This is a genomic window from Clostridioides sp. ZZV15-6388 (assembly GCF_020657755.1).
In the GTDB taxonomy this organism is placed as follows: domain Bacteria; phylum Bacillota; class Clostridia; order Peptostreptococcales; family Peptostreptococcaceae; genus Clostridioides.
Genome location: NZ_JAGWCU010000009.1, coordinates 84,385 through 101,425, shown reverse-complemented (window position 1 = coordinate 101,425; position 17,041 = coordinate 84,385). Strand labels below are relative to the sequence as shown.

The window sequence follows — 17,041 nt, the reverse complement described above, 5'->3', positions numbered from 1 at the left end:
CTATTTATTCCCCTTTCTAACAAGATATATAAATATTGGAACTCCTATAAGAGCAGTTATAGAGCCAACTGGAGTCTCATATGGAGGATTTATCATTCTACTTAATATATCCGTATATACAAGTAGCACAGCTCCTAGAACCAAAGAACTTGGTATTATATACTTATAATCTGAGCCTACTACTCCTTTAGCTATCTGAGGAACTATGAGACCTATAAAAATAATATTACCTGATACTGAAACAGATGCTCCAGTCATTAATATTACTAAGACTATACATATAAACCTAACAATGTCAGTTTTTTGTCCTAGTCCTATTGCCACTTCTTCTCCAAGACTTAGGATAGTTATTCTTGGGGCCATAATCATAGATAGTATAAATCCAATACCTCCAACTATAAATAATAGCTTTATACCTTCCCACGTCACGCCTACAAGTCCTCCTGATATCCAAAAACTTAATTGCTGAGATAGATTAAAGTACATGGATATTGCAGATGCCAAAGAAATTAACAATGTTCCAAGAGCTACCCCTGCAAGAGCTAATTTTACGTTATTAACTCTTCCTCTTGATTTGGAACTTATAAAATATATAAATAAACCACTTATACTTGCTCCAATAAATGCAAATATCATTATGCTAAAGCTCCCATGTATAAGTTTAGGAAATTTTTGTTGAAGTACTAATGATATTGCAATTGCAAATGTAGCTCCCTGTGTAATTCCTATAACAGAAGGTTCAGCTATAGGATTTCTTGTTATTCCTTGCATTATAGCACCTGAAACTGCTAAAAATCCTCCAACAAGTGCTGCTGCTATTGCCCTTGGAAGTCTAACATCCTTCACTATTCTCATATTTATTCCATCTTCCATATTTATCAAACTACTTATAACAGTCGATAGATTCATATCTTTAGCCCCAATAGTTATGGATAATACAATTCCAAATACAAGCACAACTATACTTATTAATATCAACGAATAAGTCAGATTTTTTTTACTAAGTGTAGTCAATTATCCTACCTCCTTTTCCCTTTTAATTGTTAGTACAGTAATATTCATTAGGTATTTTATAATTTTAAACTTATTAAAAATAGGTGTGAAAAATGAACATCATTATCTCACACCTAATAAGTTAAGAATTACTTTGTTAATTCATTTTTAACTGATTCTAATAACAACTCTTTTCCAATTGGATTATATGATTGGCTGAAAAATGGAGCTGCATCAAGTATTGTTATGTTTCCATCTTTTACTGCTCTTATTTGAGCCCATATAGCACTATTTTCTAAATCTTTTTTATCTGATTCTGTAGCTATCACAATTATATGGTCTGCATCTATATCTGTAAGACCTTCCATACTTACCATTGGTAATGTTATTCCATCTTGCTTTGGCATATTTTTAGGTCTAGCTAATTTCATATCATCATTAATTAAAGTTCCAATTCCTCCATCACTAAACACCATAAATTGCCCTGAACTTGCTAACACTGGTAAATAAGTTTTTTCTCCATTTTTTTCTACAACTTCTTTACCTAGTTTTGTAGCTTTTTCATCATACTTTTGTAACCAATCCTTAGCTTCGTCTTCTTTATCAAATATTTTTGAAACATCAGTTAACTTACTTCTCCAGTCATTTGCATAATCTTTCATCATGACTACAGGAGCTATTTCTTTTAATTGGTCATAGATTTTTTCTTGTCTTTGACTCATTATTATTAAATCTGGATTTGCTTCTAATATAGCTTCCATATCCATAGTATCCATCATAGAGTGACCTACTATCTTTACATCTTTAAGTTCTTCTCTTATGTAACTTGGTAATTTATCAGTTTCATATGAGTCTATATTTGCTGTTGCAATAGGTTTATAGCCAGCTATTAATAATTCCTCACTACTTCCTGATATATCAACTATTTTTTTAGGATTTGATGGTATCTTCACCTCTCCCTTAACAGATTGTACAACTCTTGTATCTGATTTTTCTTTATTATCTGTGTTACTATCTGAACATGCTGTAACAAGTACTAACGTAGTTATAATAGATATAAATATTGCTAATGATTTTATTTTTTTCATGATTATTTCTCCTACTTGTTTATTATACTTATATGATATTGATTATCATAAGCACATATTTATTATAGCATTTTTCTAGTTTTAGTCAATATTATTTTGCAAAAGGATAAAAATTCCTAATTAATCTTAATTATATATACTACAGATAAGGTTTTCTTTTATTTGACAATAAATTTTATACCTGTTTTTTATGTAAATATAATAAATAGAATGACTTTTCAGTTAAACAGTGATAAAATGCAAGGTACAAAACAGTAATTTAGTAAGGAGGATTTAAATCGTGGTACATTTAGTATATTGTGATAATGCAGGGAAAAAAGGAGAAAAGGTCTTAGACAAAATTTTAGCGGGAACGAAGACGCTGGTAATTAGAGGTGCTGCTGGTAGAAAAATACCACATAGCAGAGTATTTCAAGGAGAGTTACTTTATTTTATGGAAAAAGGAACTTCAAAAATTTCTGCAAAGGCTACTGTTAAAAAAGTAGACAACTATGTTAAATTAACAGAAGACGAAATTTGCAAAGTTCTAGATGAAAATCAATCAAAATTAAATTTATCCGAAAAGCAAAAAATTCGTTGGCATAAAAAGTGTTTATGCTTGGTTGAGTTTGAAAACGTTCAAGAAATAACACCTCTTGATTTCGACCACCAAGGGAATATGGATGATTGGCTTATTATTGAAAAAATTGAGGATGTAGTTGTTGGTACTAGTATACCTTACAATTACGAAAAATCTAAATTTTAAAACATTAATAAAATAATAATAGATTCCTAAGTTATAACTTTTAAATTTATTCTAATAAAAAAGAGTGTTTTTAATAATTATAGAAATTATTAAAAACACTCTTTCATAATAGTTAAATTAGACTACTTGCTTTCCAATCTTTCATACAAATCTACAAATTCTTCTGCTAGTTGTTGAAAGTTCATAGATGTCATTAAATGGTCTTGTGCATGAACCAATATAACACTCATTTCAGTTTTATTACCACTAGCTTCATTTTGTATTAATTCTGTTTGGAATTTATGTGCTTTATGAATTGATTCTTTTGACTTTTCAATGCACGCTCTAGCCTCATCTATATTTCCGTTCTTTGCTTCTTTTATAGCTTCAAAAGCTAGACCTTTTGCATCACCTGCAAATCCAATTATTCCAAAAGATATTTCTATCATCTTCTCATCCATCTGTATTACCTCCTAAATATCTCTATAGCTTGATATGACTAATCCATTTTCTCTAAAAAACTCTCTGACTTTTTTAGATGTAAGTATTTTGTGCTCTTTCGTTCTATCAATTGCATAAGATGTAGAATTTAAAATATAATCATCTAAAAAAGCTGGATGAGACATAATATCCACTACATCATACTTCATTATTTCTTCTATATTTTTTATAAAATATTCTTCACTCACATTTTCTTTATAAAAGCTATCTATTAATGGAACTATTTTTGAATACTCTAAATCGTATTCAAAACCTCCTCTTATTGGAAGATTATACTTATTTACAATTTTCTCTATTATTGGTTTTAAATTTACTAAAGTATGAATATGATGATGACTATCTAAATGAGATATGTCTATTCCAAGTTCTTTTACTCTATCTATTTGAGCACAAAGTTCTCTATAAATCTCGTCATAATCCATTTTTTTAATAATTTCGTCTGTAATTCTTCTAATAAAAAAACCTTCTTTATCAACAATAGTTTTTAAGTTAGACAGTAATGGTCTACCACAACTTAAAGTCATATGAACTCCACAATTTAAATCTCTATTTTCTTTAAGTAGCCTTACTCCATGTTCTACACCAGGCATATTTGCCATCATAGATGTAGACTTAACTATTCCATTATTATGAGCTGATATTATACCATAATTCACAGCTTCGCAATATCCAAAGTCATCTGCATTTATTATAATTTTAGTCATACCATAACCTACTTTCTATAAACTATCTATTAAATCTAGGAAGATAATCTTTATGAGCTTCTAACATTTCATCTAATATAGTTTTTGCCAAATCATCAGATGGAATCAATGGGTTTATACAAAGTGCCAATAGAGCAGAATCATAATCTCCATATACAGCTGCTTTGGCTGCTAAAACTTCAAATGACTTAATTTGACTTACTAACCCATGTACAGAATCTGGTAAATATCCTATACTTAATGGTCTTGGTCCATTTTTTGTTATTACACTACTTACTTCTACTGCCTGCTCATCTTTAAAGTCTCTTATAGCCCCATTATTTAATGTATTAACTACTTGGATGTCTTTTTTATCATTGTATATAGAACTTATTAGATTACAAGCAGCATCACTATAATAAGCTCCTCCTCTTTTTTCAAGTTGAGGTGGTTTTATATCTAGTTTTTCATCTTTATATAATTCAAATAATTGTTCTTCTAATTCTTTAACCACTTGACCTCTAGCTTTTCCCTCTTTAAACTCTAATAACTCATCTTCAAGCATTTCTTTAGTTTTATAATAATATCTATGATATGGGCAAGGTATAGCACCTAAAGATTTTATAAAATCAGCATTAAAATCAATTGCCTTTATATTTTGCATACTTATATCTGCTTTAACAAACTTATCTATTGCTTCATTTGTAACATCTTCTCCATCTAAAGCTACATTAAGACCATAAACCATATGATTAAGACCTGCAAAATCCATACTTATTCTATCACTTTCTACATTGAATAGTTTAGCTACATCATTTTTTAAATGAATTGGGACATTGCATAGACCTATATATTTTTTAAAGTTAGTGTATTTGAATACAGCTTCTGTTATTATTCCTGTTGGATTTGTAAAGTTCACCATCCATGCATTTGGACATAATTCTTCCACATCTTTTATTATATCAAATATAACTGGTATTGTACGAAGAGCTTTAAACAACCCACCTGCACCATTAGTTTCCTGTCCCATAACTCCATGAGATAAAGGAATAGTTTCATCTTTAATTCTTGCATCTAAAAGGCCTACTCTGAGTTGTGTTGTTACAAAATCTGCGTCTTTTAAAGCTTCTCTTCTATCTAAAGTAAGATTTATTTTCATATCTATTCCAGCTTTTTTTACCATTCTTTTAGCTAGATTCCCTACTATCTCTAGTTTTTCTTTTCCATCTTCTATATCTACAAGCCATAATTCCTTTACAGGTAGCTCCTTATATCTATTTATAAAACCTTCTACAAGTTCAGGAGTATAACTTGAACCTCCTCCAATTGTAACTATTTTTAGCCCATTTTTCATCTCATTATACCATCCTTACTTATAATTTAGTATATATTACAGAACTTTATCTGTTTATTGTCGAATAAAATTACCTAGTTGTCAATTTTTGTTAATTTTTTAGCTTCCATTTTTTCAGATGCTATAACAAATGGAATGTATATTAATATTGACAATATTAAATTAAATAGTGCTAAAGCTCCTCCAGTCCAGTCACCTGTAGCCATTGCTCCACCTAATATAGGAGGTGTTACCCAAGGTATTTTAGGTAAAATTACTGGTGCTACTAATCCAAAATCTATTGCTAAATATGATACAGCACTACACACTACTGGTGCAAGTACAAATGGAATCATAAAAATAGGATTTAAAACTATTGGAAGCCCAAATATTAATGGTTCTCCTATGTTAAATATTGCTGGAGGTCCCCCTAACAATATCATCTCTTTACGTCTTCTTCCTGCTATTAATAAAGCTACAACTAATCCTAATACCATTCCTGAACCACCTAAATACACAAATGCATCAAAGAATGAACCTGCAAGTACATGATATCCTTCAGTTGCACCTGCTTGAGCTAATGCAGCGTTTTCTCCACCTAATTTCATAAGTATTGTTTCTGTAAAAGGAAGTGCTATATTTGCACCATGAAGACCAACAGTCCAAAGTATATGAATTATAAATGCAATAAGCATTGTAGAACCTAAACTATCAGCTACATTTGATAGTGGTGCTCCTAAGTAAGTATTCAAAATATCTGTTAAGAAACTTCCATCTGAAAGCATTTTTATAAATATTCCTATTACAGTAAATATCATTATAGTTAACATTCCTGGTATTAACTTTGCAAATGATCTTGAAACTGCTGGTGGAACTCCATCTGGCATTTTTATAGTTAATTTCTTTACTTTAGATAATCTTACAAATATCTCAGCAGATAATAACCCTATTAATATAGAAGAGAAGAGTGCTGCTGTTCCTAAGTAAGTCTGTTGTATCATTCCCCATCCTTCAACTGCGCTAGTACCACCTTCTGGAACTATCTTACCAATTTGTGGAGCCATTATAAAAAATATAGATAGTGCTATAAGCCCAGCTTGTAATCCATCACTTTCATAAGACTTTGCTAGGAAATATGCAACACCTATTACTAAAAATACTGCCATCGTACCTATAGCTCCCCACCAAAGGTCTCCTCCAAACATAGTCCAATTTTCTCCAAATATACTTGCCATCAGATTTTTATATGCTTCTAATGGCAAGTTGTTTATCAATGTTCCCAATGCACCTACCATAGTTATAGGTATCATTGCTATAAATGCATCCCTTACTGCTACCAAGTGCCTTTGAGCCCCTACCTTTGCAGCTACAGGCACTATATATTTATCCATAAATGACATGAATTTTTCCATTTTACATCCTCCAGTACAATTTTATTTTGAATTATTTAATTCTACTGCTCTATCTAGGACAGCTTTCCCATTACATCTTCCATAATCCATCATATTTATAACTTCTACTGGAATATTATGTGGTTTTGCCATTTCAGTTGCTTTTCCTAATACATATCTAACTTGAGGTCCTAAAAGTAAGACATCACAATTTTCTATTTCATTTTTTAAGTTCACTTCTGATATAGCCCATATTTTTGCTTCTATACCGTTTTCCTTCGCGGCATCCTCCATTTTTGTAACCAATAAACTAGTTGACATCCCTGCTGAACAAGCTAACATTATTTTTATCATTTTCTTACCTCCAAATTAGAATTTATTAAGTATCTTTTTAAGTCACAATATCTTTAAACTATACATTTAAAGTGTCCTTATTTATTAATTTTTATTTTAATGTATATATTTTATTTTTAAATGTATATACATTTATTTCTTGATATTATTATATATCAAATGTATATACATTTCAAGAAAACTTTTTCATTTTTTCTTAATTTTTATTCGACAACAGCACTTAAAGTTAAAGTATATCCATGATGATATGTGTGTGAGTATTCAAAAACCTCACTATTTTGTAACTTACAAACTTGATTTATATATAAAAGTGCTTCTGGCTCTTCAATCTTTAAATTAGTCATACATTCCTCATTTGATATTACAGCTTGTACTTCTCTCTCTGACATAGCTATTTTATATCCACATACTTCTTCTACAAAATTATAAAGTGAATTTTCACAATGAATCTTATTTAAATTTGGAAATAACTTAACTGGCATATATGTAATCATATATGAAACCCTTGTTTCATCTGCCAATCTTACTCTTTTTATCTCCCATACATTTTCTCCTAAGCTAATGTTCAATTTACTTGATAATTCTTCATCTGCTTGAACTATTTCAAGAGATACCAATATATTAGATACTTTATAACCTTTATTTTCCATCTCCTTAGTAAATCCACTTACAGAAGATATATTATCGTATATTTTATTTGCGAGCACTATACTTCCTACACCTCTTTGTCTAGTTATATAACCTTCCTTAACTAGATTATTTAATGCTGACCTTACAGTCATTCTAGTCACATTAAATTCTTCGCTTAATTGCTTTTCAGATGGGATTAAATCCCCTTCTTTCAAACTATCTGAATTTATTAGTTCTCTTACATGATTTTCTATAACTTTATAAATTGGTTCTTTCATTTAATTCACTCCTCATCAATTCGAACTTTTATATGATAAGTTAATTTTATATACAAACAAACAAAATGTCTATACATTTAATACAAATTAAATTTTATTTAGATACCTTATATAATTTCCCAAGTTTAAGCAGATATATAAATAAACTTATCATTAATATTCCCTTTAATATACTTGATAGTGTTATACTCCACCAAACACCATTTAATCCTAATATTTCTGGTCTAGATATAAAATAAGCTAATGGTACTCTTGCACCAGTCAATACAGTAACTATTATAGAAGGTATATAGGTTCTTCCTAACCCTTTAAAAGCTCCTGTTGTTATTATTTCCAAACACATAAAAAATTGAGAGTATCCTAATATTTTAAGATACATCGCTCCTTTTTCTATTGCTTCACTTTCATCTATAAAAACAGAAAAAATACTTCCACCTGCAAATATCAATACTAAGGTTGTCATTATTCCAAGTATAGAAGATACAATTATAGCTATTTTACATCCTTTATTTATTCTAGAGTACTTTTTGGCTCCATAATTTTGTCCAACAAAGCTTCCTAATGCAACAGCCAATCCTTCAGCAGTCATCCATGATATTGCTTCTATTTGTGACCCTACTTTTTGCACTGCAACTGCAACAGGTCCCCATGAAGCTACTATTACACCAAGTAACATTGAAAATATTGTAAACATTCCACTTTGTATAGCTACAGGAAAACCTAATTTATATAGCACTTTATAGTATTTAAGTTCTATTTTTCTGAAGATTTTTATCTTAAAATACTCCTCTTTACTCTTAAATATTATATATAGAAAACACGTAGTAACTACTATTTGTGCAAATACAGTAGCAATAGCAGCTCCTGCAACTCCAAGTTTTGGAGTAGGTCCCCATCCAAAAATTAGCACAGGGTCAAGTATAATATTGGTTATTAGGCCTATTGTATTGATGCAAAAAGGTGTTCTACTATTCCCAAGTCCATTGAAAATTGCTGTAAATACTGGATTGATAAAATAAAATACCATACCTAAAGCTACTATTATTAAATATTGTCTGGACATAGATATAACTTCTAAATCTCCCAATCTGAAAAACCCTATTAGTTGTTTATTGAGTACTATCAAAACCATAGTATACATTATTGCCAACATAATATTTATTTCTACTGCTGATTTTATATATGATTTAGTTGTGCTTATATTATTTTCTCCTATACTTTGTGCTACCTTTACTTCCCCACCTACTTTTGAAATCATAATAAATGCCATTGCAAGCCATGGAAAAAATCCAGCTGTCCCAACTGCGGCTACTGCTTTACTTCCAGCTTTACCAACCCATATCATGTCTATCATATTATATCCCATTTGTATAAATGAAGTCCCCATTATTGGAAGTGATAGTCTAAGTAACTTTTCAGTAATCCTTCCTTCTGTTAAATCAAGTCTATTTTTCATTTTCCACCTCTGTCTTTATAATCTATCATGTGTTATTTCTCTATAACAGTATACTTAACACTTTGGATATTTACATTATTATTTCCAATCATGAATACAAATTTTACTCTATACAATATACCCTATTTATAAAAATTTAATTATAATAATCATTTTTAATAGTTTAATATAAATCATAGGTCTATATAGCTTCAAAATTTATCAACTCTAGAAAAATACTACAGTGTTTGTCTTTGACTTATGGCAATATATATAATTATATCCCTATATCACTATTATAGTTCTTATTTTAATATCAGTTAAGCAAGTATATCAAAATCACTAGCAAACTTGTTATATAAGCTAAGATGCTCCACTATATTTTCCAAATATTGACAAGATTTTTTTGGGTTGATATACTAATACTTAAAATATTTTAAATTCGTGTGAGGTGAAGCAATGAACATAAATGAATATATTAAAGACTCTGTTTTAGTTTTTGATGGTGCAATGGGTACATACTATTCTAAACTAAAAAATAGTCCTTTCAATTGTGAAATGGCCAATATAAACGATTCATCTACAATATTATCTATCCACAAGGAATATATAAAAGCTGGATGTATGGCTATTAAGACAAATACTTTTGCAGCAAATGAAACACTTCTAGAGTGTGATTTTAAAACGGTCAAAGATATTATAAAAAGTGGCTATGAAATTGCATTAGAGGCAACAAGAAATACAGATGTATTTATATTTGCTGATATTGGCCCAATACCTGCTCTAAATGATAGAGATTTGTTACCTGATTATAAGAAAATAGTAGATGTATTTTTAGAAATTGGAGCAACTAATTTTCTATTTGAAACATTTAGTAGTGATGAATATTTACCAGAAATCTCAAGTTATATAAAGGAAAAACAACCAAACGCATTTATCTTAACAGAATTTGCAGTTAATCCAGAGGGCTTTACTAGGCTTGGAAAAAGTGGAACTAATATCTTTAAATCTATTTCCAAGGACAAAAATATTGATGCACTAGGATTTAATTGTATCTCTGGTCCCCACCATTTATTACATTTTATAAAGACACTTGATATTAATGACAATATAGTTTCTATTATGCCTAATGCAGGCTATCCAACTATTATCAATAATCGTACATTTTTTGAAGATAACTCAGACTATTTTTCAGAACAGATGCTAGAAATATTAAATCAAGGAGTTCATATACTAGGTGGATGCTGTGGTACAACACCTGAATTTATTAAAAAGACTGTTGAAATAATAAATTCTTCATACAAAGGCAATGTTGACATAAAAAATGATATTTCTCCAAAAGAAAAAATTAAATCTGTAACAAAAAACGAGCTCTTAGAAAAGCTTGACGTAGGTAAAAAAATTATAGCAGTTGAATTAGACCCTCCTATTGATACAGATATTGATTTTTTTATGAATAGTGCTGAAAAACTAAAAAACTATGGAGTTGATGCAATAACAATTGCTGACTGCCCTATAGCAAGAGCAAGAGTTGATAGTAGTTTATTAGCTTGCAAAATAAAAAGAGAGTTAGACATCACTCCTATACCACATATGACATGTAGGGATAGAAACATTAATGCTACAAAAGCTCTTCTTTTAGGATTAAATATTGAAAACATAAACAATGTGTTAGTAGTAACTGGGGACCCTATACCTTCTGCTGAAAGAGATGAAATAAAAGCTATGTTTAGTTTCAACTCCTCTATACTAGCAAATTACATAAAAACTTTAAATGAAAATACCTTTAATACGCCATTTAATATATTTGGAGCTTTAAATATAAATGCAACAAACTTTGATTCTCAACTTAAGCATGCTAAGATTAAAATAGAAAATGGGGTTACTATGTTTTTAACTCAACCAGTTTTAACAGAACAAGCTCTATTAAACTTAAAAAAAGCTAAAGAAATACTTCCTGCAAAGATATTAGGTGGAATTATACCTGTAGTAAGTTACAAAAATGCTTGTTTTATGAATAATGAAATTTCAGGAATTACTGTCTCACAAGAAATTATAGATATGTACAAAGAAGCTTCAAAGGAAGAAGCTACTAAACTTGCTATCAATATATCAACTCAAATAGCAAAAGAAATTGAACCTTATGTAGATGGTTATTATATCATTACACCATTTAAAAGAATTGACATAGTATGTGATATATTAGCAGGTATTGACAAATAAAATAATTATAATACAAATACTATTAAGATATTATAATGTTTATTTATTAAAGTATAGTGTAATTCTAGAAAGCCTTGTATTTGAATCATTTAAGCTAAATTATAGATTGTAATTTTTAGATGATTTTGATAATATATATGTATATTATGGTAATATTTATAGCTATACATTAATTATGAGGAGATTTTGTGAAACATTTTTTCACAAAAAATTTGGGATATGGAAATAAATAAAAAATTCAATAGAGTTGATATGCAAGTTTCAATACTTACTGCAATTATTGTAATAATTTCTTCTTCATGTGTTTATTTTTTTAATTATGCACTCACTTATAATGATATGATTTATACTTTAAGTGAGAGGTCAAGACATATATATAAATATGTAGAAAAAAATCTTGATAAAGATACCTTTATTGAAATTAATTCTGAAAAAGACCACTCAAAAGAGTCTTATAAAAGTGCTAAGGTGCTATTGGAATCTGTAAAAAATACTACTGGAGTTATGTACCTATACACTGCAAAAAAAACAAAAGACAACTCCTTGGTATATGTTGTTGATGGTTTAGATTCATCTAGAAGTGATTTTAGAAATGCTGGTGATTTGATAGAAAAAGAGATTTGGGGTGACCTTAACAAAGCACTAGATAATAATATATTGCTACCTAAAAAAATAAAGAAAACGTCCTGGGGACACATATTTATATCGTATTTTCCTATCCATAATGATGCCGGTAAAGTCGTTGGAGTAATGGGAATTGAATTTGAAGCAAAACATCAATACAATACTTTTAGATTTATAAGTATAGTTACTCCTTTTATAGCTTTATTAACTTGTTTAATATCCGCATTAGTAGCAGTAATCCTATTTAAACGTATATCTAATCCTACATATACTGATTTTGCCAATACTGATTATCTAACAGGCTTAAAAAATAGAAATGCTTTTGAAATAGATATGAATAACTTAAACAATTCAAATCTCAAAATACCAATTTCTATAATGTCAATAGATTTAGATGGTCTTAAAAAAATCAATGATAAATTTGGCCATCAAACAGGAGATTTATACATCAAAAATGCAAGTAAAATTATACAAGATGTAATAAATAAAAAGCATATAGTTTATCGTGTTGGTGGAGATGAGTATATAATTATTTTGAAAGATTCCTATCGTGAAGAAATAGATAGTATTGTCGATAAGATTAACTTAAAAATAATTGAAGAAAACTCTACTAATGAATTAAATTTATCCATGTCTATTGGATATGCTGTCTTTGATGAAAACTTAGATACCTCTTTATTTGATACATACCATCGTGCAGATTCTGAAATGTATTATAACAAAAGAAAAACTAATAAAAAAGATTAATATTTATTTTAAATTTATATAAAAAAGTCTATTCTATAAACAATAAATTATAAGAATAGACTTATTTATATGTGTATTTTTATACAATAACTTCTTTAATTAAAATTTGCTCTTTTTTCCAAACGATTTTTTATAAATTCATGAATTACTTTAACTAGTACATTTGTAATTAATATCAATACAGCCAGTGCTGCTGCTTGTGCTGTACTTCCCTTATCATCCAACTGTACAATTGATATAGCTGCAACCTTCGAACTTGCTGTATATATAAAGACTAGCGCTGATATTGTTACCATAGAATTTAAGAAAAAATACATAAAATTTTCTAAAACTGCTGGCAAACAAAGTGGTATTGTTACATTCTTAAGAATTGATGCACTATTTATTCCCATCGATTTTGCCACCATGTCTAATTCTTTGTCTACTTTCTTAATAGCTGTAGTTGCAGTTATAAATGCCACTGAGAAAAAGTGTACTACATTACATATAATCATGATAAATAATGTTCCATACAATCCATTAAATAAGTTTTTAATGTATATTGTATCCATCAAATTAAACTCTAATTTATTAAAAAATAGTACATAAGCTATACCTAACACTAACCCTGGTAATGCCATAGGCAATGTACTTAAAAAATATCCAAATGACTTTAAATATGGAGCTTTTTCTGTTTTTTCGTTTAGATATGCAAATAAGAAAACAAAACTTGTACCAAGAATCGCTGTCAGTAATGACATTTCTATTGAATTTATAAATGGCTTAATTCCATCAATACTACTTTTCATAGAAAAGTGTTCAAGTGTGAGTCTTAAATCATATGGCCAAACAGATATTAGTGAAGATAAGATTACAGTCAACATTACAGCTATTATTCCAAATGCAATAATTCCTACAATGACTCCAAACATACTGTCTCTTAACTTATTAGATTTAACCTTATATGGGATTGATTTTGAATTTATATATGAATTTTGATTTTTTTCGATTTTTTTAGTTACTATAAAAGATATTATTGCAGGTATTAAAAGTAATATTGATACAGTTGCTCCCATAGGCATATTTTGCTGCCCTATAATTTGCTTGTATACATCTATTGATAATACATTGAAATCTCCTCCAATAACTTTTGGAGCTCCAAAGTCTGTAAAGCACAATGTGAAGGATACAAATGCTGAGCTTATTAAAGAGTACTTAATACTAGGTATCGTTATACTTAAAAACTCTCTTATCTTGCTTATTCCCATAGCATTGCTAGCTTCATATAATCTATAGTCAGTTGAGTTTAGTGATATATAAAGTATTTGAAATGATTGAGGAAATACATATATAATTTGTGCTAATACTATTCCAATTGAACCATATATCGGAATATTTATTCCAAGTAAATTAGTCACTACTCCTTGGTTTCCAAATAAATATACCAGACCTATAGCGTGCATCATTGTAGGAGCAAACATAGGAAACATCGCTATAGATTTAAGAAGTCCTTTAAACTTAATCTTTGTTCTTGTTAGTGCATATGCATAGACTAGTGCAAGCGTTAAAGATATTATAGTTGATATAACAGATACAAATATTGTATTTTTCAGAGAATTTAACAGTGCTTCAGAAGCTAAATATTCTCTAAAATTTTGTAACCCAACAAAAACTCCATCTTTATCTAAAAATGCTTGTACAAACAGATAGATTATGGGTGCCAATAAAAATATTACCAAAGACATAACTAATACTGTAAGTATACATTTTTTTATATCTAAATTCATTTTAGATTTAATATTTATACTTTTAGAACTTATAGCATTATTATTCATATATTTATGCTCCTTTAACTTTTGGATACTTTAAATAGTATTTTTCATCTATACTTACACTTACAAAGTCGCCTTCTACTAAATTTAAATTAACCCATTCTTTTATAGAAACATCACTTATTATAAAGTTTTCATTTAATTTATCTTTTATTTCCACTCTCAATAGATTCCCTCTAAATTCTATATTAGATATTGTTCCATGATAATTTTCTTTTGTTGACTTTTCTATTTGAACATATTCTGGTCTTACAGTTAATATAGAATCTCCTCTATCAAAACAGTTTGTATCTCTTATAAATTGAGCTGTAAATAGGTTTTGAGGATTTTGATATATTTCTTCTGGAGTCCCTATCTGCATTATGTCACCACCATTTAAGATTGCAATTTTGTCTGCCATAGTTATAGCTTCTTCCTGGTCATGTGTTACCATTATTGTTGTTATATTTAATTCTTTCTGTAACTTTTTAATATCCATTCTAAGTTTGTGTCTAACCTTTGCATCAAGTGCAGACATTGGCTCATCTAAAAGTAAAAACTTTGGTTCAAGTGCTAATGCTCTTGCTATTGCAATTCTCTGTTGTTGACCTCCTGACAATGCTTTAGGATACTTATGAGCTTCATTACTCAATCCAACTGTTTCAAGCACTTCTCTAACCTTCTTATCTATCTTTTCTTTTGGTACCTTTCTTTCTTTAAGCGGAAAAGCTATATTGTTATATGCTGTCATATTTGGAAATAATGCATATGATTGAAATACTATCCCAAAACCTCTCTTTGATGGCTCTAAATCTGTGATATCTTTATCTTGAAGAATTATAGCTCCACTATTTACATCTTCAAGCCCTGCTATTATTCTAAGTAATGTAGTTTTTCCACATCCACTAGGCCCAAGTAAACATAGAAATTCACCTTCTTCAATATCTAAACTAATATTATTTAACACTCTTTTTTGGTCATAACTCTTGAACACATTATTTATTTTTAAGTAACTCATATCTAATCTCCCCTTATACAATTATATTTGTTTTTTTAATTTTGTTTTTTAATTTTTCTTATAAGTTTTTTTCTCTATTTTTATTAAAAAATCCATTTAACTTTTACTTACTTTCAGATTTTGAACCATATTTTGATTCCCAAGTTTTTAACACTGCACTTCTATTTTTTGATGCAGAGTTTAAATCAACTTCTTTAATCAACTGTTCTAATGGACGTTTAGAGTAACCTTTTGGTACAGTATTATCTGTCTTTATAGAAGTCACTGCTACTTCATGTGCATATCTGTCCATAGCTGAATCACCTATTGCCCAATCTAAAAACAATTTTGCTTCTTTTTTTATATTATCTTTCTTAATCAAAGCATTTGCTTCTAAATCCCAACCTGAACCTTCTTTTGGAAATACTACTTCTATAGGTTCTCCACTAGACAATTGCTGTGTAGCTCTATATCCAAGTGTAATGCCTATTGGGTATTCTCCTGAACCAGCTAGTTTTGCAGGTTTTGAACCTGAATGTGTATATGTAGCTATATTCTTATGTAGTTTATCCATATAATTATAAGCTTCTTTTTCACCCATCATTTGGATAAGTCCTGATACTGTAAGATAACCTGTACCAGATGATGCTGGATTTGGCATTGTTATAAGACCTTTGTACTCTGGTTTTATTAAATCATTATATCCTTTTGGAACATCCAGCCCTAATTTTTCAAGTTCTTTATAATTAACTACTATTGCTGTCTCTGGTACACTCATACCTACCCATGATACATTTTTTCCAGTATCCTTAAATCTCTTATCTACCTTGTCATAGTTTTTAGGCTTATATGCTTCAAGTGCCCCATCTTCTTTTAGTTCTATCATGTTCATTGCTGATAATCCCCATATAACATCTGCTTGTGGATTATCCTTTTCTACTAATAATTTTGAAGCTATTACACCATGAGAATCCATCACTATTTCTACATCAATATTAGGATACTCTTCTCTAAATCCTTCCATATAGTAAGATATTTGCTCTTCTTCTAATGCTGCATATATTGTAAGTTTATTATTTCCTTTTCCTTGAGTAGTTTGTGGTGTTGTTGATATGCAACTTGTCATAAATGCAATTACTACAATACACAGACAAGTAAATATAAATTCTTTCATATCTTCCCCCTTTTTTGTGTTTTTATCTTTTTTTAATTGTTTTTTATTGTTTTTGTTTATGTTTATATAATACACC

Annotated in this window: 15 protein-coding genes; 3 read left to right on the top strand and 12 right to left on the bottom strand. The window is 29.1% G+C overall.

Annotated features, from left to right (window positions below; genetic code table 11):
* Positions 1-1,014 (bottom strand): iron ABC transporter permease, encoded by a 1,014-nt coding sequence (locus tag KGF48_RS08245; protein WP_227867916.1) that lies wholly within the window; start codon positions 1,012-1,014, stop codon positions 1-3.
* A gap of 128 nt (positions 1,015-1,142) precedes the next feature.
* Complete coding sequence (locus tag KGF48_RS08240; protein WP_227867915.1) at positions 1,143-2,081, bottom strand: ABC transporter substrate-binding protein; 939 nt, start codon at positions 2,079-2,081, stop codon at positions 1,143-1,145.
* 280 nt (positions 2,082-2,361) lie between these two features.
* Between KGF48_RS08240 and KGF48_RS08235 the strand changes: the two genes are divergently transcribed.
* Positions 2,362-2,826 carry a hypothetical protein gene (locus tag KGF48_RS08235; protein WP_227839660.1) on the top strand — a complete coding sequence of 155 codons (465 nt, stop codon included), beginning with the start codon at positions 2,362-2,364 and terminating at the stop codon, positions 2,824-2,826.
* Positions 2,827-2,948: 122 nt separating this feature from the next.
* Here KGF48_RS08235 and KGF48_RS08230 read toward each other — a convergent pair whose 3' ends face one another.
* From KGF48_RS08230 to KGF48_RS08200, 7 genes are all read right to left on the bottom strand, one after another.
* Entirely contained in the window at positions 2,949-3,266 is a 318-nt protein-coding gene (locus KGF48_RS08230; protein WP_227839661.1) for a PTS lactose/cellobiose transporter subunit IIA, read from the bottom strand.
* 12 nt (positions 3,267-3,278) lie between these two features.
* Positions 3,279-4,010 (bottom strand): chitin disaccharide deacetylase, encoded by a 732-nt coding sequence (gene chbG / locus KGF48_RS08225; protein ID WP_227867914.1) that lies wholly within the window; start codon positions 4,008-4,010, stop codon positions 3,279-3,281.
* Between the two features lie 22 nt (positions 4,011-4,032).
* The gene (locus KGF48_RS08220; protein WP_227827673.1) at positions 4,033-5,343 is read right to left on the bottom strand and encodes a 6-phospho-beta-glucosidase; all 1,311 of its coding nucleotides are present in this window, start codon (positions 5,341-5,343) and stop codon (positions 4,033-4,035) included.
* 74 nt (positions 5,344-5,417) lie between these two features.
* Complete coding sequence (locus KGF48_RS08215) at positions 5,418-6,734, bottom strand: PTS sugar transporter subunit IIC (RefSeq protein WP_227839664.1); 1,317 nt, start codon at positions 6,732-6,734, stop codon at positions 5,418-5,420.
* Positions 6,735-6,755: 21 nt separating this feature from the next.
* A complete protein-coding gene (locus KGF48_RS08210; protein ID WP_227827675.1) occupies positions 6,756-7,067 on the bottom strand; it encodes a PTS sugar transporter subunit IIB in 312 nt (103 codons plus the stop codon).
* 203 nt (positions 7,068-7,270) lie between these two features.
* The gene (locus KGF48_RS08205) at positions 7,271-7,975 is read right to left on the bottom strand and encodes a GntR family transcriptional regulator (protein WP_227827676.1); all 705 of its coding nucleotides are present in this window, start codon (positions 7,973-7,975) and stop codon (positions 7,271-7,273) included.
* 94 nt (positions 7,976-8,069) lie between these two features.
* On the bottom strand, positions 8,070-9,431 hold the full coding sequence (locus KGF48_RS08200; RefSeq protein WP_227839665.1) for an MATE family efflux transporter: 1,362 nt from the start codon (positions 9,429-9,431) through the stop codon (positions 8,070-8,072).
* A 438-nt stretch (positions 9,432-9,869) separates the two neighbouring features.
* Between KGF48_RS08200 and KGF48_RS08195 the strand changes: the two genes are divergently transcribed.
* Positions 9,870-11,633, top strand: coding sequence for a bifunctional homocysteine S-methyltransferase/methylenetetrahydrofolate reductase (locus KGF48_RS08195; protein ID WP_227867913.1), 1,764 nt, complete (start codon positions 9,870-9,872; stop codon positions 11,631-11,633).
* 219 nt (positions 11,634-11,852) lie between these two features.
* Entirely contained in the window at positions 11,853-13,004 is a 1,152-nt protein-coding gene (locus KGF48_RS08190; protein ID WP_227839667.1) for a GGDEF domain-containing protein, read from the top strand.
* A 95-nt stretch (positions 13,005-13,099) separates the two neighbouring features.
* Here the strand turns inward: KGF48_RS08190 and KGF48_RS08185 are convergent, their stop codons facing one another.
* From KGF48_RS08185 to KGF48_RS08175, 3 genes are all read right to left on the bottom strand, one after another.
* Positions 13,100-14,818, bottom strand: coding sequence for a putative 2-aminoethylphosphonate ABC transporter permease subunit (locus KGF48_RS08185; RefSeq protein ID WP_227839668.1), 1,719 nt, complete (start codon positions 14,816-14,818; stop codon positions 13,100-13,102).
* 4 nt (positions 14,819-14,822) lie between these two features.
* The gene (locus KGF48_RS08180; RefSeq protein ID WP_227867912.1) at positions 14,823-15,812 is read right to left on the bottom strand and encodes an ATP-binding cassette domain-containing protein; all 990 of its coding nucleotides are present in this window, start codon (positions 15,810-15,812) and stop codon (positions 14,823-14,825) included.
* A gap of 103 nt (positions 15,813-15,915) precedes the next feature.
* Positions 15,916-16,965, bottom strand: a complete 1,050-nt coding sequence (locus KGF48_RS08175) for a putative 2-aminoethylphosphonate ABC transporter substrate-binding protein (RefSeq protein ID WP_227867911.1) — start codon at positions 16,963-16,965, stop codon at positions 15,916-15,918.
* Between the last annotated feature and the right edge of the window lie 76 nt (positions 16,966-17,041).